The sequence below is a fragment of the Synergistaceae bacterium genome (assembly GCA_031272035.1).
GTDB lineage: Bacteria > Synergistota > Synergistia > Synergistales > Aminobacteriaceae > JAISSA01.
Window position 1 is genome coordinate 1 of sequence record JAISUO010000049.1, and the last position, 21,097, is coordinate 21,097.

General features: G+C 55.9%; 22 protein-coding genes. 14 read left to right on the forward strand and 8 right to left on the reverse strand.

Annotated elements, in window-relative coordinates:
• Positions 1 to 96 precede the first annotated feature (96 nt).
• From LBR61_06175 to LBR61_06240, 14 genes are all read left to right on the forward strand, one after another.
• Positions 97 to 378, forward strand: a complete 282-nt coding sequence (locus LBR61_06175) for a type II toxin-antitoxin system RelB/DinJ family antitoxin (protein ID MDR1731665.1) — start codon at positions 97 to 99, stop codon at positions 376 to 378.
• Positions 365 to 646, forward strand: a complete 282-nt coding sequence (locus LBR61_06180) for a type II toxin-antitoxin system YafQ family toxin (GenBank protein MDR1731666.1) — start codon at positions 365 to 367, stop codon at positions 644 to 646. Before LBR61_06175 ends, LBR61_06180 begins: the two co-directional genes overlap by 14 nt.
• A gap of 271 nt (positions 647 to 917) precedes the next feature.
• Positions 918 to 1,970, forward strand: a complete 1,053-nt coding sequence (locus LBR61_06185; GenBank protein MDR1731667.1) for a TRAP transporter substrate-binding protein — start codon at positions 918 to 920, stop codon at positions 1,968 to 1,970.
• Between the two features lie 129 nt (positions 1,971 to 2,099).
• Entirely contained in the window at positions 2,100 to 2,558 is a 459-nt protein-coding gene (locus LBR61_06190) for a TRAP transporter small permease subunit (GenBank protein ID MDR1731668.1), read from the forward strand.
• A gap of 3 nt (positions 2,559 to 2,561) precedes the next feature.
• On the forward strand, positions 2,562 to 3,860 hold the full coding sequence (locus tag LBR61_06195; protein ID MDR1731669.1) for a TRAP transporter large permease: 1,299 nt from the start codon (positions 2,562 to 2,564) through the stop codon (positions 3,858 to 3,860).
• 113 nt (positions 3,861 to 3,973) lie between these two features.
• Positions 3,974 to 5,017, forward strand: a complete 1,044-nt coding sequence (locus LBR61_06200) for a mannonate dehydratase (protein ID MDR1731670.1) — start codon at positions 3,974 to 3,976, stop codon at positions 5,015 to 5,017.
• A 48-nt stretch (positions 5,018 to 5,065) separates the two neighbouring features.
• Entirely contained in the window at positions 5,066 to 6,100 is a 1,035-nt protein-coding gene (locus LBR61_06205) for a mannonate dehydratase (GenBank protein ID MDR1731671.1), read from the forward strand.
• A 343-nt stretch (positions 6,101 to 6,443) separates the two neighbouring features.
• Positions 6,444 to 6,884 carry a hypothetical protein gene (locus LBR61_06210; protein MDR1731672.1) on the forward strand — a complete coding sequence of 147 codons (441 nt, stop codon included), beginning with the start codon at positions 6,444 to 6,446 and terminating at the stop codon, positions 6,882 to 6,884.
• Between the two features lie 16 nt (positions 6,885 to 6,900).
• Positions 6,901 to 7,926 carry a hypothetical protein gene (locus LBR61_06215; protein ID MDR1731673.1) on the forward strand — a complete coding sequence of 342 codons (1,026 nt, stop codon included), beginning with the start codon at positions 6,901 to 6,903 and terminating at the stop codon, positions 7,924 to 7,926.
• A 63-nt stretch (positions 7,927 to 7,989) separates the two neighbouring features.
• The gene (locus LBR61_06220; protein MDR1731674.1) at positions 7,990 to 9,372 is read left to right on the forward strand and encodes a sodium:solute symporter family protein; all 1,383 of its coding nucleotides are present in this window, start codon (positions 7,990 to 7,992) and stop codon (positions 9,370 to 9,372) included.
• A 22-nt stretch (positions 9,373 to 9,394) separates the two neighbouring features.
• Entirely contained in the window at positions 9,395 to 10,669 is a 1,275-nt protein-coding gene (locus tag LBR61_06225) for a lactate racemase domain-containing protein (GenBank protein MDR1731675.1), read from the forward strand.
• Between the two features lie 34 nt (positions 10,670 to 10,703).
• Positions 10,704 to 11,090, forward strand: a complete 387-nt coding sequence (locus LBR61_06230; protein MDR1731676.1) for a hypothetical protein — start codon at positions 10,704 to 10,706, stop codon at positions 11,088 to 11,090.
• Entirely contained in the window at positions 11,087 to 11,596 is a 510-nt protein-coding gene (locus LBR61_06235; GenBank protein MDR1731677.1) for a hypothetical protein, read from the forward strand. Before LBR61_06230 ends, LBR61_06235 begins: the two co-directional genes overlap by 4 nt.
• Positions 11,589 to 12,173, forward strand: a complete 585-nt coding sequence (locus LBR61_06240; protein ID MDR1731678.1) for a hypothetical protein — start codon at positions 11,589 to 11,591, stop codon at positions 12,171 to 12,173. Before LBR61_06235 ends, LBR61_06240 begins: the two co-directional genes overlap by 8 nt.
• Positions 12,174 to 12,218: 45 nt before the next feature.
• On the opposite strand, the gene LBR61_06245 is transcribed toward LBR61_06240, so the two are convergent.
• The 8 genes from LBR61_06245 to LBR61_06280 all read right to left on the reverse strand — a co-directional run bounded on the left by LBR61_06245 (position 12,219) and on the right by LBR61_06280 (position 20,863).
• On the reverse strand, positions 12,219 to 13,178 hold the full coding sequence (locus LBR61_06245) for a hypothetical protein (protein MDR1731679.1): 960 nt from the start codon (positions 13,176 to 13,178) through the stop codon (positions 12,219 to 12,221).
• 4 nt (positions 13,179 to 13,182) lie between these two features.
• Positions 13,183 to 14,220, reverse strand: coding sequence for a M42 family peptidase (locus tag LBR61_06250; protein MDR1731680.1), 1,038 nt, complete (start codon positions 14,218 to 14,220; stop codon positions 13,183 to 13,185).
• A complete protein-coding gene (locus LBR61_06255) occupies positions 14,217 to 15,287 on the reverse strand; it encodes a M20/M25/M40 family metallo-hydrolase (protein ID MDR1731681.1) in 1,071 nt (356 codons plus the stop codon). The genes LBR61_06250 and LBR61_06255 overlap by 4 nt, the downstream gene beginning before the upstream one ends.
• 108 nt (positions 15,288 to 15,395) lie before the next feature.
• Positions 15,396 to 16,895, reverse strand: coding sequence for an ABC transporter substrate-binding protein (locus LBR61_06260; GenBank protein ID MDR1731682.1), 1,500 nt, complete (start codon positions 16,893 to 16,895; stop codon positions 15,396 to 15,398).
• Positions 16,896 to 16,994: 99 nt separating this feature from the next.
• Positions 16,995 to 17,906: an ATP-binding cassette domain-containing protein gene (locus tag LBR61_06265; GenBank protein MDR1731683.1), complete on the reverse strand. Its 912-nt coding sequence runs from the start codon at positions 17,904 to 17,906 to the stop codon at positions 16,995 to 16,997.
• A 70-nt stretch (positions 17,907 to 17,976) separates the two neighbouring features.
• Positions 17,977 to 19,026, reverse strand: coding sequence for an ABC transporter ATP-binding protein (locus tag LBR61_06270; GenBank protein MDR1731684.1), 1,050 nt, complete (start codon positions 19,024 to 19,026; stop codon positions 17,977 to 17,979).
• A gap of 20 nt (positions 19,027 to 19,046) precedes the next feature.
• The gene (locus tag LBR61_06275; protein ID MDR1731685.1) at positions 19,047 to 19,919 is read right to left on the reverse strand and encodes an ABC transporter permease; all 873 of its coding nucleotides are present in this window, start codon (positions 19,917 to 19,919) and stop codon (positions 19,047 to 19,049) included.
• A gap of 11 nt (positions 19,920 to 19,930) precedes the next feature.
• A complete protein-coding gene (locus LBR61_06280) occupies positions 19,931 to 20,863 on the reverse strand; it encodes an ABC transporter permease (protein ID MDR1731686.1) in 933 nt (310 codons plus the stop codon).
• Positions 20,864 to 21,097 lie beyond the last annotated feature (234 nt).

Here is a 21,097-nt window from a genome sequence, read left to right on the forward strand (position 1 = left end):
AGCTCCAATGGGCAAAGTAAAAAATAAGTGCTATGCATGGATATGAACCAGATTACGTATTACAATATGCTTACAATATTGAAGGAGGTTGTGGCTATGGGCGATACGATTAACCTTAGTATCCGAATGGACAGGGAACTGAAAGAGCAGGCGGAAAATCTGTTCTCCGAACTTGGCATGAATATGACGACCGCGTTTAATATTTTTGTACGGCAGTCTGTAAGGCAGGGCAAGATACCGTTTGAAATTTCTCTTGTAAAACCCAACGCAGTGACAATTTCCGCTTTAGAAGAAATTGCGGATATGCGAGCTGGCAGAATACCGAAACAGTCGGCATCTGTTGCTGATTTTGCAAAGGAAATGGATGTTTCCGGATGAGGACGCCTGTTTATGCCACGCAGTTCAAGCGGGATTTCAGGCGCTGCCAAAACGCAATTATCCTTTACAGAAACTGCTTGCGGTCATGAGCGAGCTTGAAAACGAAATTCCGCTGCCGCCAATTTACAAAGAACACTCACTGCAGGGTGAATATGCCGGTTCGCTGGAGTGTCATATCGAACCGGATTGGCTGCTGATTTACCAAATTGATGATGACATCAGGGAAGTTTACTTTGTTCGAACTGGGACTCACAGTGACCTGTTTTGAGCAGGACTGGCCGCAGGATACGAAGCCCCTCCGTGCAGGTCATACCGCCGCCCAGGACGCAGCCCCAACACTTTTACCCGCTTCAACTCGTCTATGCTCAATGTCACTCGCTCCCGTTTCATGCGGACATTTTCCCTGACGAGTTACAGTAGGACATTATCACAGACGAACAACACACAGCTTCTGGAGACACTTGACACAAAACTGCAACTATAGCAAAATAACATTACTTTTCTATAAATTACAAAAAAGAAAGAGAAGGACACATCTGATGAAAACGGAGAAAAGGTGTATAACCACGGCAATACTGTTCTTGGCGTTGGCGATTCTGTTACTCGGATACGGGACCTTAGGAGCAACTGCCAGTGGGGCTGCCGATGTAAACAATGATGTTGGAAGTGTCACCTTCAAATTTGCTTTTGTATCGTCTCAGGCGTTGTCAGATGAAGCCCACGGGCTTATTGCAGACGAGATCGAGCGCCTTTCTGGCGGGAAAATGAAAGTAGAGCGTTACTTGCAGGGACAGCTCTACACCGACGACAATGACGGCGTAATCGCGGTATCGGAAGGCAGTTGTGAGATGCTTATCATGGGAGACCTTATGATAAGCGGTGCAGTTCCAGAAGTAGCAGGATTCGGACAAATTCCTTTCGCTTTCAATTCACCGGAGCATTGTGAGAGATTCTGGCGAACTGTTGCGGATCGATGCAACGAAAAGATGATTGAAAAGCAAGGGGTCAGGATTCTAATGGATTCCCTTGAATTGCGTGGTCCCCGCATGATAGTGGCCAATAAACCGATACTTGGGCCGAAGGACTTCAAAGGCGTGAAATTTCGTTTACCAGGTATTGCAGCGGCAGTTGCTGCATTTAACGCTCTTGGGGTAAGCCCCTTAACTTCCTCCTGGTCCGAAGTCTACCAGATCCTCCAAAGCGGCGTCGCAGAAGCTTGTGAATCTCCTTTGTCCACTTTTGACTCTATTTCGGTGTACGAAGTCGCTAAATACGCCATGCTGACTAACCATACGTATTCTTTCCGTGCGGCTCACGTAAATGAAAAATGGTGGCAGAGTCTTTCCGATGCCCAGCATAATATCATCCTCCAGGCGGTAAAAACCGGTTTTACACTCTTCAATGAAAAAGAAGCCAAAGGAGATTCCGAGATAGCGAAGAAGTGGGAACAGAAGGGCATGAAAGTCTACCAAAACAGCGAAATCGATGTTGAAGGTATCAAAAATACCGTCACTCCCATCATCCTTGAGAAATACAAAAATGAGTGGGATATGACTGTATGGGACATCATTCAGAAGACAAAAGACGCGTAACTTCAGCTCACTCCCTTTGAAAGCGGCTTGGAAAGACCCTTCCGAGCCGCTTTTTCTTTACAGAAAGAAGGCCCCGTTGTGAAATTTATGAACAAGGTAAAAAAGCTTGTGCTAAATATTTCTATTACCATGTTTGTTATAGAAATAATCATAACACTTTTTCAAATCACAAGCCGGAACATTATTGGAAGGTCTTACGCGGAAATCGAAGAAATTGCAATAATCCTGCTCCCATGGTTCGGATTCTTCTGCGCAACGTACACACTTTATCGAGGAAACCATGTTCAGATCGAGTTCTTTTATTTCAAAATGCCCCGAAATCTCCAACGAATTATTTTCTTGTTGACACAGGTGGTGCTTTTCATCTTAGTATCCACGATAGCCATCTACAGTATCAGGCTCTCCATTCGCCAATGGAACCTGAGCACTCCGTCACTCGGTTTACCAAACGGAATCAGGTATCTGGGGTTCCCCATTGTTACCCCATTTATGCTACTGCTTTTCGGCCACAATATCAGACGCACTTTTAAAGAAGAGTTCAACGATAACCAGGGGCTGAGTGAAATCCCAGCGAAAGGAGAAAATTAGTTTATGGCCGGCGATTACCTGTTCTTCATAATCGCGTTTTTCCTTTTATTAATCGTATTGCGCGTGCCTATCGCTTTTTCGATGCTTATATCCTGCTTTGCGTTCATCCTTCTCTCGGGACGGTTGCCCCTCAGCAATATCTCCCAGGGAATGGTGTCGGGGCTCGGTAATTATGCGGTCATGGCATCTCCTTTTTTTATTTTAGTAAGCTATGTGATGAACCATGCTGGTGTCACGGAACAACTCTTCGAATTTGCCAATTGCCTGGTGGGGCACATCAAAGGCGGTCTCGCGCACGTTAACGTACTGGCCAGCCTTATTTTTGCCGGAATGTCAGGTTCCGCAAATGCCGATGCGGCGGGGCTCGGCAATATCGAAATCCACGCCATGAAAGAAAAAGGGTTCGACGCCGATTTTGCTGTCGGTATAACTGCTGCGTCCAGTACAATAGGGCCGATATTTCCTCCTTCCAACCCCATGGTGTATGTCGGCATCTTTGCTAACGTCTCCATCGGAGCTATGTTCTACGGAGGCGTGGTTGTTGGGGTTCTCATGGCGTTGTTCATGTGCGTGACGGTATACGTTATCGCTCGAAAACGTAATTATCCCGTAGAAAAACGCGCAACGATGAAGCAATTATGGAAATCTTTCAGAGACGGATTTTGGGCGCTGCTGACGCCAGTAATCCTTTTGTACTGCCTCCAGAATGGCAATATCACACCTACAGAAGCTGGCGCTTTTGCTTTCGTATATGCTCTGTTCATAAGCATGTTCATCTACAAAAAATTGAAATTCCGGGATCTTTACGGTATTTTCGAACAGGCCGTTAACTCCGTCGGGATCGTCCTCCTTTTTGTGAGTACAGGTAAAGTGTTCACATGGGCGCTGGGAGACCAGCAAGTAGGAGAAACCGTCGCCAGGTTCCTTTTTTCCCTGTCCCAGAACCCCTGGGTAGTCTTGCTGCTAATCAACTTATTTCTTCTCTTTTTGGGTACATTCATGGAAACTGTGGCGGCAATTACCATAGCTGCGCCAATTCTTTTCCCTATTGCCAGATCTCTTGGCATCAATCCAGTACAGTTCGGGGTAATATTTGTGTTGAATCTCATGATCGGTCTGTTGACACCGCCAATGGCAATCTGTCTATCGATAACCTCTAAAATCGGAGGGATCAGCTTTGAACGGGCATTTAAAGCTGTCACACCCTACTACATCGCTTTGTTGCTTGTCCTGTTGCTGATAAACCTGTTCCCGATTCTGACACTTGGCTTGCCACACCTGCTTCTCGGCGGCTATATGTGATCTTGAGAGAAAAGTCCGGACGAACGCTGCTGTTAGCCCTCCATGCCATGAGGGGGACGGTTTGTAACACCCAGATAGCAAGAACAACGTATTCCACACTGTGAGGTGTCTTCATGAAACACAACATTAGGATGGTTGTCAGCCAATTCCAGGTATTTGACGAAGAAATGGCTGCTTTCGCAACTCAGTTAGGCATACATGAAATCCAAATGAATACTCCCGCGCTGCCAGGGGAAAAAGTATGGGCTTTTGAGGACATAAAAGACCTGAAAGACAGAATACAACACCATGGACTCAAGTTAGTCATGATCGAAAACATACCCCTGATATTTTATGACAGGGTAATTTTAGGCCTGCCGGGACGTGACGAACAGATTGCAAATTACATTACTACTATACGTAACCTGGCACGGCTTGATATCAGGCTTTTCGGTCATCACTTTTCCCCAACCTTTGTGTGGCGCACGGACGACAAAGCACTTGGGCGAGGTAATTCAAAAGTCTCGGAATTTCGCCTTGAAAATCTGCGTGTTAATTCGAATGCTTTTACAGAGCTGATGAGACGCAAACGCCATTTACTGGACTACGATGTGTTCGAGGTTGCCAGGGGATTGACGACGGAACATTTGTTTGAGAATTACGCGTACTTTATGAAAGCCGTCACACCCGTGGCGGAAGAAGAAGGCGTCAAATTATTGTTACATCCCGATGACCCACCGTTAAAGGAATTCAATGGAATACAACGCATGGTCACCTCCAGGGAGGACTATGAGAAGGCAATGGTCGTCGCCAACAGTGACGCATGGGGAGCTAACCTCTGTCTTGGATGCTGCTCGGAAATGGGTGGAGCGGACGCGGTCAGGGATTTGATCCGGTTCTTTACAAAAAATCACCGCCTATATAGTGTGCATTTTCGTGATGTTCAGGGTATTCTACCCAATTTTAAGGAATGTTTCTTGGGTGAGGGCAACTTCAACCCGGCAGAAATTATAAAGCTCCTTGCCGAAGAGGGATTTGAGGGACTGATCATGGAAGACCATGTAGCGCACATGGATTTTGATTCTTTATACGGCCACAGGGCGCGGGCACATGAACTTGGGTACATCAAAGGCATGTTGAACATGCTGGATTTTGTTCCGTCAGTACCCCATGCCTGAAGGCAGAACCGTTATTTGTAAAGCTTTTTCGATAGAGGAGTCAATGGGATGAATTTCGTAAAAGAATACCACGGAAACTCTAACATCAAAATCAGTAACAGAATCGACGCGGAAGAAAGCGATGACTTTTTACAGTTTTTGCAGCAGATGGGTATCGATTGTTGCTATGCCTGGATAAAGACAGACCAGGATAATTACGATTTTCTGGCGCGGCTTAAGGAGCGTACCGCAAAGTATCATCTCAACCTGTTCAACTTAGGCAGCCTCGATTACGCCAAATCCTACGCTGTCCATCGAGGTCTGCCAGAACGGGACAGAGACATTGAACGGCTGAATAATTTTATCAACGTTCTCGGAAAGATCGGCGTACCTACAACAACTATCACATGGGAATCACAACATGCCTACGCGACATCGCCGGAAGGCTGGGTGGTAAAATCTGGACAGCCCAGGTATCAGATCACGACCCGTGGCGGAGCGCCGACGCGCCTTTATGACCAACAAACAGTGGATGCCGACCCTCTCTCAAAAAAACTGCTTGTGACGAAGGAAGAAACATGGGCGAATTTCGAATACTTCGTAAAAGCTACCGTGCCAACCGCAGAAGAAAGTAAGGTGAGAATCTGCCTCCATCCGAATGACCCACCCGTTCCCAGTTCTTTGGGAGTCGCAACTCTCATTGAAAACATCGACGACTACAGGCGGGCCTTCGAAATCGCTGAAAGCGATTTCTTCGGCATGGAATTTTGCTGCGGCTGTTGGTTGGAGGGAGGACGCGCTCACTTCTCAGATATTTTTCAGGCTATCCAAGAATTTGTAAAGGCCGGTAAGGTTTCGATTGTACATTTTCGCAATGTATCTGGTACGCTTCCATATTTCATTGAAACATTTGTGGATGACGGGTATGCGGATATGTACCAGATTATGAAAACCTTTGTGGAGGCCGGTTACAATGGGACGATGATCTATGATCATAGTCCCGATATGACTACTGGGTTGGCTGCCCAGACCGCTTTCGCCATCGGATATATAAAAGCACTCAGACAGGCAGCGCAAAGCGAAGTACATAGAGGAATTCAATAGAAGCCTAAAGCTTGCAGATCTCCCACTGTCCTCCAATGGATTGGACTTCGAGAGGCCTTGATCCTGAAGTCCCGTATTTTTATATCTATGTGTGATAAGGCTTGGAAGTACAGGGTGAACCAATTTGGTCATAAATATAAAATATATTCTATGAATTGATCTTTCGGTCGACGTACATAGTCCTTGCAATTGTTGCTGGCTTCATAGATCTATTTTCTCGGGACTTCCTGCACAAAGTGACACGCATATTGTCAACAGTGACCGAACATATTATAATTTTTAAATCTTATCTATATGTCGACATCATACATAACACAAATAATAATGAAAGGTGGTTGAGTGAATGAGGTTTATGCACACGAAACTGACGGAGTTTTACGAGAAACTGCGCCGGGCGGCGTGCAAGGTCCCTGGCAAGGAGTTTGAAGTGACGGGCCTGGAAAACCTTCGGACAGCCAAAATGCAATCCGTGGCCACCGGACGCATTGAGGAAACCATTCAGCAACTGGTGGAGCGTCCGGACGTCCAGAGGGTAGAGGCGCATTTCATGAACCTGATCCCGGAAACGGAACACACCCTCGTCCTGCGAGCTTACGGCCCCAACGGAGAGAAGGTCAAAGCCATTTTGCGCGAAATCACCATTTTCCACGAGACGGAGGAGGCGGAACTCGCCGGTTTTACCGACGTGGAGGATAAGCGACTGCCGCTGAAATTTTACCACCCTGTCGAAAGTTTACCCCTGACGGGCTACGAAGACATCGACGCTCGAGCGAAAAAAGACTGAAGAAAGGAGGATAACCATGGGTAAATTGAGGTACCGCCTCATCGCCGAGGGGATGTTGGAGGACAAGTTCATTCCGCTGACCATCGCCTACATCGACGTCAGGGACATCCGCAGGGCAGGCACGACTATCCAGGAGGCCATTCTGGCTGTGGGAAAAGCCTGTGGAGGGCCCTGCGGCATCAACATCTTCGACATGGAGGCCGTCACCACCACCAGCGACGGACTTATGGCCCCGGGTGCAATCATTTGCATGGCCGCCATGGACAGAGGAATACTCAACAAAGATTTCGGCACGCTGTTCATGGCGGAGATGCCCTACTCCAGAGAGCGCGTCGAAAAGGAGCCCCACCTGATCCAGTGGGAAAAGCGCTACTCCGGCAGGAGGCTCTTCAGAGGACCAAAACCGGCGACCAAAAGTATCCCAAAGCACCAGGCGGTCATGACCGGACGAGCTAACAACAACAATTCCGCCACGGAAATGATGAACATAGCCACCATGGAGGAGATTCTGCTTCCCATCCTGGGCCAGATCCAGTGCGTCCTGGGCGATGGCGACGTGCTGGTGGGGTACTGCGGAGGGGAAATTTCGGTGGGCATCGGCATGGTGGTTCCCGAACTGTACGGGCGCGTCTTTCAGGTGCCGCTCTTCAAAGCCGGAGACACATCGCACAATTCCGGCCCGTACTCAAGAACTCTCAAAAGCGACATCCAATGCATTGTTTCCGACAAGGCCTTTTTGGCGGAACACGTTCTCAACGCCATCGACGACGGCTGCGTTCCAGGGCGGATCATCGGAGGCTCGCCGGCGGTGTTGTCGGTGGCCCGGCATTACCACGCCGAAATCGACTATGACAACATCACCCCAAGGGCGTGGCTGGAACTGAGCAGCGTCGGCATCACCAGGGAAACATTACAGAAACCCACGCCCAAACTCAGCCGCGAGGAAATTTTGACCCGCGCCGACGAGATCATCCCCGGCGTGGACAAACCCTCGAAGCTTCCCGTGTCGAAAGTCGCTAAAGAGACGGAGATTGAAGTTTAACCAGGGCCGTGGGTCATGGACCCGTTAAAAAAGCGGAATTTCAAAACTATGAGGTGATTATATATGTTAATCGCAACATGGGTCATAGCGTTTTTGATCATGGTCGCTCTGGGCATTTACGCGGGCAACGTCATCAGCCAGTCCAACCAGTGGAGCGGCGCGGACAGAACATTGGGAGTGTGGGGGCTGGCCTGCATCTACGCGGCCTTCCAAATCGGCGGCGCCGCCATCGTGGGAGCGGCTCAGGACGGCTACAACTTCGGTCTGGCGGCCATGTGGTACTCCCTGGGCACCGGCTCCTACTTCATCGTGGACGCGCTGTTCGCCGGAGGGCTCCGCGCCAAAATGACGGGCGACTCCGTCCCCGCCTTTCTCAGGCAGCATTTCAACAAAGGGCTGTCCCGTTTTTACGCCGTGATGTTCCTTCTCATGATGCTGTTCCTCATTCCCCTTCAGAGCAAATCCGTCGCCTCTTTGATTCAGGTCGTCATCCCCGAACTCGACGTCAGGATCTGCCTGGTCGTTTCCATCACCTTGGCTGCGGTTTATACCGGTTACGCCGGAATGAAGGGAGCGGAGGTCATCGGCAAGATCGTGTGTTTCTTCACTTACCTGCTCCTCATCGCGTTTGTCATTATGCACCTGAATAAATTTGGCGGCTACAGCGGTTTGGTCGCCAGCCTTCCGGAAGGGCACGGAAAAATATTCGCCGGACGCATGACGCCCGCCTACGTGGGAGCGCTTATTCTCGGCGGCGTCCTCAGTTCGTCTCTGTCCCAGGTGGTCCTCCAGCCCCTGCTGGCCGCCAGAAGCGACGGCGTTGCCCGCGCGGGGGCGTTGCTGGGCTACGTCATCAGCGCTCCGATTTGCATCATCACCGGCATCATAGGCATGATGGCGGCCAAGCACAGCAATTTCAGCCTGGGGAATGGCGTCGGCGCTTTCGCATGGATCACCAAGGAACTCAGCCACCCTGCCGTTGCAGGTCTCTTCTTCGCGGTCACCACCATGATTATCGCGGCCACCATGGCCACCTTCATCATGTCCGCCGGGACGGTGGTGAAAGGCCTTTATTTCGATCTCATCAACCCGAAGGCCACAGATAAGCAATTGCTGGCAGTGTCTCGATGGGGAACCATCCTGGCGGCCTACATCACCCTGATTCCCGCCATCCTTCTGCCCTCCAGCGCCATCAACGCGTTGTTCATGACCGTCCGGTACGCCTGCGGCTCGCCCTTCAGCTTCGCCATCATCGGTGGAACCTTCTGGAGCAGGGTCACCACGAAAGCCGCATCCTGGAGCGTCATCGCGAGCACCATCGTCGTCGCCGTCTGGCTTGTCATGGGACTCGACGGCAGGATTTCGGTGTTGTATCCTTCCCTGGTGGTTTCCTTCGCGGTGGGCATCGCGGCCACTCTGATGGACTCGGGCAAGGCGAAGTCCTGAAGGATACTGAAGGAACGAAGGCATGAAGTTCACTTTACAGCAAAATATGTGGCAGGGTTTCGAGCCGGTGGAGATCGAGCTGCCTGACGCCTGGGACGTGGAGTACCACGGCGTCAAAGCCGACTCCCTGCCCGCGCTTACAAAGGAGGAAATCCGGGCGAAAATCAACAGGCCCTTCGGCCTGCCGCCCCTTCGGGAGCTCGCCAGGGGCCGGCAAAAGGTCGCCATCGTTTTCGACGATATTTCCCGTGGCACGCCCACGCAGATCCTGGCCGAAATCGTTCTGGAAGAGCTGCACGCGGCGGGCATTCAAAAGGAGCAGATCCGATTCCTCTGCGCTTTGGGCATGCATGGGGCGCACAACAGGCGCGACTTCGTCTGCAAACTGGGCGAAGAAATCGTCAGCAGCTACGACGTCTACAACCATAATTGCTACGAGAACAACCTGCAGATCGGCGTCACCAAACGCGGGATTCCCGTCCAAATCAACGCCGAGCTGATGGCCTGCGACCTGAAAATCGGTCTGGGCGCCATGCTTCCCCACATCTTCAACGCTTTCGGCGGCGGCGGCAAAATCCTGTTCCCCGGCATGGCTTCGGACGTGACCGTGAACGGAAACCACACGGCCATCGTTTCGTTCATGCAAAAGAACAAAGTCTCCCTGGCGGACCTGCTGGGCGACCTGCGGGTGGACGCCATGCGCACGGAAGTGGAGGAAATGACCCGGATGGTGGGGGAGTTCTTCAAGATCGACTGCCTCTTCAACACCCGCCAGGAGATCGTTGACGTATACTCCGGGGACGCCATTGAGGAATACTACGCGGCGGTTCCCAAGGCCCAGGAAATCTACGTTTCCAAACGGGCCAGGGACAAGCAGATCGTCATCGTCAACGCCAACGCCCGTTCCAACGAGGCCAACATCGCTCTCGCCCTGGCGTTTTTGGGCATTTCCAGAGAAACAGGCGGAGACATCGTGCTCATCGACCGAACCACCATGGGACAGATCGTTCACTATCTTTTCGGCATGTTCGGCGACGACGCCCCCGGCAGGCAGTACCGCAAGGTAGCCAAGCCCAGCGATTTCATCCGCCGCATCATCTGCTTCATGAACAGAGATTCCACCACGGCGCACATCCTGGGCAACATGGACAAGCAGGTCTACGTCAACTCCTGGGCGGAGGTCATGGAGCTGCTCAGGGATTACGGCCCGGGAACGAAGGTGTCGGTTCTGGCGGACGGCAGTATGCAGTATTTCGAGATCGACCCAAACCTGAAGCTGACCTCGGGCGCGGCCTGATCGAATCGCGGCGGAAAATCGGGAAGGGGCCACGATGGATAACGAGACCTATATCATCGCCCAGGCGGACAAACAGGTTCTCAAAATCAGCGGACTGTCCGTGAAAGGGCTGGACACGAGACGGCTGGAAGCCATTCTGAGCGAAAAGGTCGGAAGTGTCGTTCGGGTTATCGGAGTTACGGGAAGTTCTATCGAAATGGACATCTACGGCGTCCCCGACGAACAGGTTCTCAGGAACGAAAGAGGGTTTGTGGAAGCGCTTGCCCTTGCCGAGGGCATCACGATTTCCGACCTTACGGCTGTGACGGCTTCACGAAAAATTATTCCCGCTGACTTCGCCGACATGCCTCCTGACAGAGACGCCGCCTGCGCCGCGGAAAGATGGATGCCCCATAAAGAAGGACGCGTCGTAAAAAAATGAGAAACGTTTTGATCCTGCCCACGGGCGGTGAAATTCGGGACGGGACTGTTCTGGACACGGACAGTCCCGAACTCATGCGTCAGGTTCTCGCTGCGTACCCCCTGTGCCGGGTAATCCGGGCCTCCCCGCTTTCAGACGAGGAATCGGCCATTGCCGAGGCCGTGTTGGAAGGGCGCGACGGAGGAGCCGGGCTGGTTGTTCTGATCGGAGGAAGCGGCGGCGGACACCGGCACAGCAGCAGCCTGGGAAAAGATTACACACACTCGGCGCTGGAAAAAATCCTGGAAAATCCGGCGTCCAGAGCCATCTACGGAAAGAATGGCCACCTGTGGAGCAGAATGCTCTGCGGCCGGCTGGGCGATACGGTCGTCATCAACGTGCCCGGCCCTTTCACAGAGGCTCAGGCGGCCTTCGCCGCTTTTCTCAAAAGCTGGCGGGACAGGCCCGGCGACTGCGCCGCCGCCTGCCTCGCCATGGCGGAAGCGGTGCTCGAACATTATGGATGACACGGTCACAGGAGTGTTTTTTTGCGCGGGGATGATGGGGTCGTCCATTCCCTTCGCCGCCGGAGGCTTTTGTCAGTCGGGGACGGAACGGCTCTGTGAAGAGGAAATGAGGAGGCTGGAACATCTGAACCTTTCATCCTGCCGTGACCTCTTCCTTCTGGACAAAAAAGCCGCCGAAGCGGTGCAGGAACGCGCGAAGTCTTTCATATACGCGGTGGGGATCACCTTCCGCCATCCAGAAATCTGCGCCTCTACGGGAGGCGTGCTGGGCAACCCGAACCGGGAGGGTCGGTCTTCCGAGGGCACGACGGAGGATATTGGAAACGGTTTCAGCATGTTCTCCCACCCCGGCGGCCCAGGCGTCGTCATTCGAGGGGACGCGGAAACGCTGGAACCGCTTGCCCGAATGAGCTTCAACGGACTGAAAGGCGGGAAAAAAGCCGAGATCGCGGAGGCCGTTTTAAGAGAAAATGCCGTAGAAGTCTATATGATCCTCACGGACGGAACGGGCCCTGACGCAGAAGGCATCCTCCGGATCAGAGCCGGCAGAAGGAACATCCGTTACAGGCTGCCCTGAGCTTCATGCTGTACTGGTTCATGCTGTACTGGAAAGAAAGTCTTCTTACGCCGTGCGAATGATCTCCGCGAGCACGTTTGCCACACCTTCCGCGTCGCGGAGGCAGATCATCTCGCCGGGAGAGAGACGGCCTTTCGTGGGCAGGCCGATGGCGCACGCCGACGCGCCGGCGCGAAGCATGTGGCTTGCGGCAGTTTCGCGTCCGTCCGGTTTGTCGATGATCTCGCGCTGAAGCTCGACGCCCGCTCTCCTGGCGCAGGTCTCGACCCGCTCAACCGCATCCCGGGGGTATATCGCGCCCGTGTCCCGAAGGACGACGGACGGGCCGTGTCCGAACTTCGTCCTTCCAGCGTCGATGACGTCAATCGCGACGCCAATCTCGGGGGCGAGGGCCCCGGATGCCGCCCTGACGCCTCTGGCGTCCAGCTCTGCCTGCGCGGCGAAAACGAACGCCATATCGCCTCGGGCGCGCGTTTCTCCCGCCGCCATGACGAGCGCGGCGCACGCCGCCGCCGCCGCGCAGGAGGCCCCGATCACAATGCCGTCCCCCTCCGCGAACGCCGGAGGAAACGTGGCGGCATCCCCCGCCCTGACTCCGGAGGCGTGTTCAGGCGAGCCCATGTCGATATACAGATTCTTCATTTCTACGGAGGCGTCATAAGCGACGACGCCGCGCCCTCCGCCGCTGAAGCGGACCTGCGCGCCAACCAAAGCGTGGGGATCGAGTGTCCCTATCGGCATAAAACCGACCTTCCCCGTCCCGTCGGGGGTTTTCGCGATCAACGTCGGCGAGTCGAGAGGAGCGCAGATCATGATTTTTCTCCCCTTTTCCCCATTTCCCCCGGTTCCGCGGCGGCACACGATCAGGCTGCCAAGGGGGTCGAACGAAATTTCGTCCGCAAGGCCCTCCATCGCGCGGGCCAAAACTTCCGCTCTCTCTTTTTGGTATCCCGTGGGCGCCGGAGCTTCCACGATGTTTTTGATTAACGCGAGCAGTTCCGTCATATCTTCACTTCCCCATTATGCGAATGAAAAGCCGCGTCAGGTCGAGCACGGCGACGGCGTCAGGCAGATACAGGACGTTGTTGGCGCTGTGAATGTAGCGGGTGGGCGCGGACACGCCGAACGTAAGGGAGCCGCCGTTCCTCAGATGGATCGAGCCGGAGTCCGTGCCCCCTTTCGCCCCGTCGCGGGGCTGCCAGCGAATACCCTCGGCATCCGCCGCTTCCGTCATTCGCCGCAGAACATCCCGATCGTAAAACGTGGCGCGGTCCATCAGAGAAACCGCCGCGCCGCCTCTCTGATACGTCGGGCGGTTGTCGGAGGGAACGCCTGGCATGTCCGCCGCGCTCGTCCCCTCCAGGACAAGGGACACGTCGGGGCGGACCCGTTCCGTGAGCGCCGCCGCGCCGCGAAGCCCGACCTCCTCGCACACCGAGAACGCGAACCACGCGTCGAACGGCAGTTCTTCCCGGATGAGCGCAACCATCACGGCGCAGCCCAGACGGTCGTCGATGGCCTTCGCCTTGAAATAGTCCTCGCCGAACGGGCAGGGCTCGCTTTCAAAGGCGATCGGGTCGCCGACGTGGACGTGCCGGAGCGCCTCCGCCCTGTCCCTGGCGCCGATATCGACGAACAGCTCCTCTATGGAAGGGCAGAGGGTTTTCTTTTTTTCGTCCCACAGTTGGAACGCCTTGACGCCCACCACGCCGGGCAGGTTCTTCTCTCCGATCCGCACCCTTTGCCCCAGGATGACGCGGGGGTCGAGAGAGCCCACGGCGACGAATTTCAGCAACCCCTCGTCCGTGATTCGAAAGACGAGCCCCCCGACCTCGTCCGTGTGCGCGCAGATCATTAAACGCCGGGCCGGGCGCTCCGCTCCTTTTTTAAATACGATGAGGCTCCCCATCGCGTCGGTCGTCATCTCGTCGGCGTGGGGCGCGACCATCTCGCGGACGGCCGCACGCGCGCGATCCTCGTAGCCCGAAACGCCATCGACGGCGCACAGCGTCTGCATCAACGCGGTCAGTTCGGTTCGCGAGGTCATGAGACGCGGCCTCCTTCTCCATTCAAACCCTGAAAGTCCAAACCGCGAAAGTCCCGACAGAAGGCGCATAACAGCTTTCCCAGCGCTTCCACGTCGTCCAGGCGGACCGTTTCGACGGGCATGTGCATATACCGGACCGGCAGAGAAACGACGACCGTCGCCGCGCCGCACGCCGCGATTTGCGCCGCCCAGGCGTCCGTCCGGCTGGTTCTCGGTATGGCTTCAAGCTGATAAGGGATGTTTTCCCGCTCGGTGACCGCGATCAACGCCTCCGCCATGCGCGGGGAGCTGTTCGCGCCGCGCCCGATCACCGGCCCGCCCCCCATCTCGTGTACCCGCTCATATTTCCCGGCGTCCGGCGTTCGCGCGTGACAGGCGTCCACCACGACGATATATTCGGGGCGTTCGCGCCTGACGACCTGCTCCGCGCCGTGCAACCCGGATTCCTCCCTCGTGACGCCTGCGACCGCGAGCTGACACGGCAGTTCCACGCCCGCAAGCCCTTCGAGCGCGTGGAGAACGGCTGCGAGCCCCGCTCTGTTGTCCATCGCCGGGCCGGCGATCGTTCCGCCCAGAAGCTCCACCGGCCTCGTGTCGTATACGGCGAAGTCGCCCGGACGGATCAGTTCTCTCGCCTTTTCGCCGCTCATGCCGAGGTCCAGCGTCATATCCTCCGGGCGCGGCGCTTTCAGCTCGTCCCCGTCTTCCTGGAGGTGAGGGGGCAGCGCGCTCACGATGGCTTTGAGCGGGCCGTTTCGCGTCAGGATCGTCATTTCGTTCGAGAGCAGGATTCTGGCGTCGATGCCGATTGGCGAAAAACGGGCGAAGCCATCGTCCGTCACCTCCGTGACCATCAGGCCCGCCTGGTCGATGTGAACGTCGATCAGGAGCTTCGGCGCGCCCGTTCGGGAACTGCCGCGCATGGCCACGACGTTCCCGAATGGATCGACGGATACCGAGTCCGTCAGGGGGCGCAGCCTGGCCGCGAGATCGGCCGACACGGCGCCTTCGTCTCCCGAGACGCCGCGCAGAGACGACAGACGCATGATTTCACTTTTCAAATCCATGAACACACCTCGCCTGCGGGAGACAGCCCGAGCCTTCCCGAGAGTCGTTCGTTTCATAAAACGCGCCGCCGTTTCAGACGGCGCGCCCGCGAATATTTATAATGCGTCCTATTTCCAGCTGAAATTGTAGATGAAGTAGAACGTCAGATCCAGACTGGCGTTGAGGTTTTTGGACCAGGCGTAGGGCTTCGACCTGTAGAGAATGGGGACGAACCCGCAGATTTCCTGCACGTAATCGTTCGCTTCCCTGTAGATCGCCTGACGTTTCGCGTGGTCGAGCTCCACGTCGCCCTTGTCCATCAGCTCGTCGATGTGCGGGTCGCGGAACTTCACGGCCGCCACTTCGGCGGAGCGGGTGTGCGTCAGCCGCGAAAAATAGCTGAAATCGCGGTCGAGGCTGAGTCCCATGAGCCCGAAGCCGTAGGTCCCCTTGCGCATATTCGCGATGACGGCGGATGTGTCCATCGGCTGAATCGAGCAGGTGACGCCGATCTCCTCGAAATTCTGCTGGAGGACCTGCGCGATCTTGGGCCAGTAGCTGCTGCCGATGATGATCATGGGCCCCACGTCGATCCCGTCGGCGCAGCCCGCTTCTTTCATGAGCGCCTTTGCCTTCTCGGGGTTGTACTCGTATTTGACGCCGTCCTTTGGCGCGTCCGCGACGTACTTCGGGTACAGCATGAAATCGGCGGGCTCCGCCAATCCCTCGTAGGACGCGATGATGATGGACTCCTTATCCACAGCGCAGGCCATCGCCTGGCGCAATTTCTGATTGTCAAAGGGCTTCTCGCTGATGTTGAAGGCCAGATAGCTGATGTGGTTCTCAGGAGCGAGCACCGTCGTGTATTTTTTGCTCTCCTCGATCCCGGCCCAGTTCGACAGCGGAATCTGCACCAGATCCAGCTCGCCGCTCTCAAAGGCGATAAGCGCGCTGGAGGTGTCGGGCATGATGCGGTACGTGACGTTTTTGATGGCCGGCGCGCCGCGCCAGTAGTCGTCGAACGCGACCAGCTCGACGCGGCTGCTGGGGTCGTACTTCACGACCTTGTAGGGGCCGGTGCCGCAATCCACGACGGTCGTCCCGAACTTGTCCCCAGCCGCCTCGACGGCCTTTTTGTTCAGGATCGCGATATCGACGATATAACCCAGAGCGGCGGTCATGACGGCCTTCGTCTTCACCTCGACCGTGGAGGGATCCACCGCGCGCACGCTTTCGATGGGCGAGACGCGCATCGCCATCGCGGGCGCTTTCATGGCCCGCTGGAAGGAAAAGACCACGTCGTCCGCCGTCACGGGCTCTCCGTTGTGAAATTTGGCCTTACGAAGTTTGAAGGTGTACGTCCTGCCGTCCGAAGCCAGCGTGTGGGACTCCGCGAGGCGCGGCGCAAGCGTGGTGTCGTCCTGGGTGTAGTACAGGCTTTCGTACATCTGCCACAGTATCTGAAGGTCCGCGAGGGCCGTCGTGTAGTACGGGTCGAGTGAGGTCATCTCGCTGGGGATCGTCAGGTTGATGTCGGTCCTCGGCGCGGCCGTCGCCGCGTGGAACGAACCCCACGCCGTGAGAACGGCGAGAGCGATTGCGAGCGCGAAGAGCATCTTTTTACACATAACTACTCCTCCTTTTATTAACAAAACAAATTATTAACTATTAACAAAACAAAGCATCGAACAAAACAAAAAATTGAACAAAATAACCCACCGGCGCTTTTATACATCTTCGCTTTTTCCTTTCACTAACGCGCAGGCCACGTAATGCCCCTCTCCGGCTTCGCGGAGTTCCTGATCCCCGTTCACGCAGGCGGAAGAACAGAAATCGCAGCGGGAAGCGAAGCGACATCCGGGCGGTGGTTCGATGGGGCTTGTCACCTCCCCTCGAATGACCTCCGATTCCTTTGCCGCGACGTCGATATCCGGCTCCGGAATGGCGGCGATCAGAGCTTTCGTATAGGGGTGCAGGGGATTGGCGAACAGCTCCCGTGAAGGAGCGCGCTCGACGCACTTCCCCAGGTACATCACGGCGATTTCATCGGAGATGTGTTTCACGACCGACAGGTTGTGCGTGATGAACATGTAGGTCAGTCCCCGGTCATCCTGCAAATCCATCAGAAGGTTGAGTATCTGCGCCTGTATGGAGACGTCCAGGGCCGAGACCGGCTCGTCGCACACGATGAAACTCGGGTTCAGAGAAAGAGCGCGGGCGATGCCGATGCGCTGCCGTCTTCCCCCGTCGAGCTCGTGGGGATAGGCGTTGGTCAGCCTTTGCGCCAGCCCCACCGTGTCCATCAGCTCCGCCGTGCGGTTGTCGATCTCGCGCCGCGTCCGGAATATCCGGTTCACGATCATGTACTCGGAAATGAGTTCCGAGACCGTCATGCGCGGGTCGAGGCTGGAATAGGGGTCCTGAAAGATGATCTGCATCCTCTTCCGCATCTCCCGCAGCTGGCTCTTGCCGTAATGGATGATGCTCTCGCCCTCGAAGCGCACGTCCCCGTCCGTGTGGGGAATCAGGCGCAGGATGACCCTGCCCAGCGTGCTTTTTCCGCATCCGGACTCGCCGACGACGCCCAGCGTCCTGCCCCTCATGATCTTCAGGTCGATGTCGTCAACCGCGTGGAGCATTCCCCGCGAGGTTTTGAAGTATTTCCTGAGCCCGATGGTCTCCACAAGCGGCGTTTCACCCGTCGGGGCATCAACGTTGCGCCTCACGCAAATCCCTCCTTTCATCGAAGAGATTTCCGTCGAAGGAATTTCCAGCGAAGAGATGACAGCGAATCCTGTGCGTTCCCAGGATTGCGTCGTCGGGATGGACGCAGTCGCAGACATCCACGCGCTGGGGGCAGCGGGGAGAGAAGGAGCAGCCCGGGGGGAGGTTCGTGGGGTCCGGCATGAGTCCGCCGATCGGGTTGAGCCGCACGGCTTCCGATCGGATGGAGGGGATGGAGCCGAAGAGCCCGACGGTGTAGGGGTGGTGATTCGCCCCTTTGAAGATGTCCGCTTTCGTTCCGTATTCGATGATCTCGCCCGCGTACATCACCGCCACGTCGTCGCAGGTGCGCGCCACGACGCCAAGGTCATGCGTGATCATGATCATTGAGGTTCTCAGGCGCTCTTTGAGGTCGCGCATCATCTTGAGCACCTGCGCCTGAATCGTGACGTCCAACGCCGTCGTGGGCTCGTCCGCGATCAGCAGGTCCGGCTCGCAGGCGAGCGCGATGGCGATGACCACGCGCTGTTTCATCCCGCCGGAGAACTGATGCGGGTACTCATTCTTCCGCGACGGCGGTATGCCAACAAGTGAGAGGACGGTCTCGACCTTCTCCTCGACGCTCCTGTCGTGCCTTCCGCCGTATTTATGCAGAATGAGCGCCTCCGCGATCTGGTCGCCGATGGTCAGCACCGGGTTCAGGCTGGTCATGGGGTCCTGAAAAATCATGGATATCCGTTTTCCCCTGATGGCGCGCATTTCAGTCATCGGCAGGGACAGGAGGTCCAGCCCGTCAAACAGTATTTTCCCTCCCGTCACGATTCCGATACGCTCCGGCAGCAGGCGAAGCAGAGAAAGGGCGGTCGTCGTCTTTCCCGCGCCGGTTTCTCCCACCAGGCCGAGGGTTGTCCCGCGTTTCAGCGAAAGGTCGATGCCGTTCACCGCCCGGACCGTTTCGAGGTCGGTCTTATAGATGACGCTGAGGTTTTCGACGTGAAGCAGCGTGTCGTTCATGGCATACTCTTTCTGTTCCATCGCCTGTTCCATCGCCCGCGTCAGTTCTTCAGCTTGGGGTCGAGTACGTCGCGCAGGCCGTCGCCGACCAGGTTGAAGGACAGCGCCGAGAGGACGATGGCCATGCCGGGAAAGATCATCATGTGAGGGGCGACGCGCATAAACTCCCGCGCCTCGTTCAGCATCGCGCCCCACTCCGGGCGGGGCGGCTGCACGCCCATCCCCAGAAAGCTCAGGCTGGCGGCCTGGAGGATGAGCTGGGAAATGCTCATGGTCGCCTGCACGATGATGGGGCCCAGCGCGTTGGGGATGACATGCCGCAAAATGACGCGGGCGTCGCCCGACCCTCCCGCCAGCGCCGCCTCGATGAACTCCTGATCCGCGATGGTGAGCACGGCGGACCGCACGATGCGGACGAAGGCCGGCACGCGCGAAATCGTGATCGCGGCGATGAGGTTTCGGACGCCGGGGCCCAGCGCCGAGACGACGGCGAGGGAGAGCAGGAGGCTGGGAATGGACGTGAGAACGTCCATCAGACGCATGATCACGTCGTCGATGCGCCCCATGAAATACCCCGCCGCCGAGCCCAGCACCCCGCCCACGGACAGCGCGATAAGCGTCGTGACCACTCCGAGGGCGAGGGACGACCGCGCGCCGTGAACCACGCGGGCGAACTCGTCCCTCCCCAGGTCGTCCGTGCCGAAAAAGTGAGCAGCGGACGGCGTTTGCAGACGCTGCCTGACGTTTTGGGAGATGGCGGACTTGTAGGGCGCGATAACGTCGCCCAGGATGACGCAGACGATCAGGATGACGACGAAGACGAGACCCGCCATCGCCGCCGGATTTTTCCTGTAGCGCCGCCACAGTTCCTTGAAAACGCTCTGTTTTTTGAGTTTCGCCCTTTCGCTTTCCATGAGCGCGTCCCTCACTTCGTGTACTTCGCCTTGATGCGCGGGTCGACGAAGGCGTACATCAGGTCGACCGCCAGCATGATGAGGCAGAAAAAGACGGCGAGGAAGAGCGTTGTCCCCATGACGACGGGGATATCTTTCGTCTTGATGCTGGTGACGAGAAGCATCCCGAGGCCGGGGATCGAATAGACCGTCTCGGTGATCATCGCGCCCCCCAGCAGGCCGCCGAAGTTGATGCCCGTGATGGTGATGACGGGGAGCAGCGCGTTCTTAAGGGCGTGCTTCCAGATAACGACGCGCTCGCTGGCGCCTTTCGCCCGCGCCGTGCGCACGTAGTCCTGACGGACGGACTCCAGCATGGTGGAGCGCGTGAAGCGGAGCTGATGCGCCGCGAAGGGGAGGCCGATGGCGAACATGGGGAGGATGTAGTGCCGCCAGCTGTCGACGCCGTTGCTCGGCAGGATTCCGAGCTTGAGCGAGAAGATGTACATGAGGATCATGCCCAGCCAAAAGGACGGAACGGCCGCGAAGAACATGGCCGTCGTGGTGGAAAGGGTGTCGACCGCAGCGTACTGCCTGACGGCGGAGAGCACGCCCAGGGGAATCCCGATCAGGCACGCGCAGAGCATCCCGTTGAACGCGATGATGATCGACGTGGGCGCGCGCCGGAGGATCACGTCGATGACCGGTATCTGGCTCCTGTAAGATTTTCCCATGTCCAGGCGGAAAATGAGGTCATAGATATAACGGGCGAAACGAACCAGAAGCGGCCTGTCGTACCCGAGTTCGTGATTCAGCGCGTCGATGGCCGACTGCTCCGCCGACGTTCCCAGGATCAGCGTGGCGGGATCTCCCGGCGTAAGCGAGCTGATGAAAAACACGATGAAGCACACGCCGACGAGGATGGGAATAATTAGCAAAAGCCGTTTGATAACGTATCGATACATGTCCTTCTCATCTCAGCCTGAGCAAAAAATACTTACTTATCGTCCGGAATTTATTTGTAGTTCATTTTATTCGCATGATAGTAGCAAAAATTCACCATGCCGTATATTGACCTTATTTAGGATCATAATACAATCTCCAAAGAGGAGGGGCTAAAACATAAATATTTCTGTTGCATGGGCTTATGAAATATTTTGGACTGAAGGATGAGCCGGCGGGGAAAAATAATTCAGGAA

Coding starts and splice junctions, on each gene's coding strand:
- LBR61_06175 (MDR1731665.1), top strand. CDS start 97: ATGGGCGATACGATTAACCTTAGTATCCGAATGGACAGGGAACTGAAA.
- LBR61_06180 (MDR1731666.1), top strand. CDS start 365: ATGTTTCCGGATGAGGACGCCTGTTTATGCCACGCAGTTCAAGCGGGA.
- LBR61_06185 (MDR1731667.1), top strand. CDS start 918: ATGAAAACGGAGAAAAGGTGTATAACCACGGCAATACTGTTCTTGGCG.
- LBR61_06190 (MDR1731668.1), top strand. CDS start 2,100: ATGTTTGTTATAGAAATAATCATAACACTTTTTCAAATCACAAGCCGG.
- LBR61_06195 (MDR1731669.1), top strand. CDS start 2,562: ATGGCCGGCGATTACCTGTTCTTCATAATCGCGTTTTTCCTTTTATTA.
- LBR61_06200 (MDR1731670.1), top strand. CDS start 3,974: ATGAAACACAACATTAGGATGGTTGTCAGCCAATTCCAGGTATTTGAC.
- LBR61_06205 (MDR1731671.1), top strand. CDS start 5,066: ATGAATTTCGTAAAAGAATACCACGGAAACTCTAACATCAAAATCAGT.
- LBR61_06210 (MDR1731672.1), top strand. CDS start 6,444: ATGAGGTTTATGCACACGAAACTGACGGAGTTTTACGAGAAACTGCGC.
- LBR61_06215 (MDR1731673.1), top strand. CDS start 6,901: ATGGGTAAATTGAGGTACCGCCTCATCGCCGAGGGGATGTTGGAGGAC.
- LBR61_06220 (MDR1731674.1), top strand. CDS start 7,990: ATGTTAATCGCAACATGGGTCATAGCGTTTTTGATCATGGTCGCTCTG.
- LBR61_06225 (MDR1731675.1), top strand. CDS start 9,395: ATGAAGTTCACTTTACAGCAAAATATGTGGCAGGGTTTCGAGCCGGTG.
- LBR61_06230 (MDR1731676.1), top strand. CDS start 10,704: ATGGATAACGAGACCTATATCATCGCCCAGGCGGACAAACAGGTTCTC.
- LBR61_06235 (MDR1731677.1), top strand. CDS start 11,087: ATGAGAAACGTTTTGATCCTGCCCACGGGCGGTGAAATTCGGGACGGG.
- LBR61_06240 (MDR1731678.1), top strand. CDS start 11,589: ATGGATGACACGGTCACAGGAGTGTTTTTTTGCGCGGGGATGATGGGG.
- LBR61_06245 (MDR1731679.1), bottom strand. CDS start 13,178: ATGACGGAACTGCTCGCGTTAATCAAAAACATCGTGGAAGCTCCGGCG.
- LBR61_06250 (MDR1731680.1), bottom strand. CDS start 14,220: ATGACCTCGCGAACCGAACTGACCGCGTTGATGCAGACGCTGTGCGCC.
- LBR61_06255 (MDR1731681.1), bottom strand. CDS start 15,287: ATGGATTTGAAAAGTGAAATCATGCGTCTGTCGTCTCTGCGCGGCGTC.
- LBR61_06260 (MDR1731682.1), bottom strand. CDS start 16,895: ATGTGTAAAAAGATGCTCTTCGCGCTCGCAATCGCTCTCGCCGTTCTC.
- LBR61_06265 (MDR1731683.1), bottom strand. CDS start 17,906: ATGCTCCACGCGGTTGACGACATCGACCTGAAGATCATGAGGGGCAGG.
- LBR61_06270 (MDR1731684.1), bottom strand. CDS start 19,026: ATGGAACAGAAAGAGTATGCCATGAACGACACGCTGCTTCACGTCGAA.
- LBR61_06275 (MDR1731685.1), bottom strand. CDS start 19,919: ATGGAAAGCGAAAGGGCGAAACTCAAAAAACAGAGCGTTTTCAAGGAA.
- LBR61_06280 (MDR1731686.1), bottom strand. CDS start 20,863: ATGTATCGATACGTTATCAAACGGCTTTTGCTAATTATTCCCATCCTC.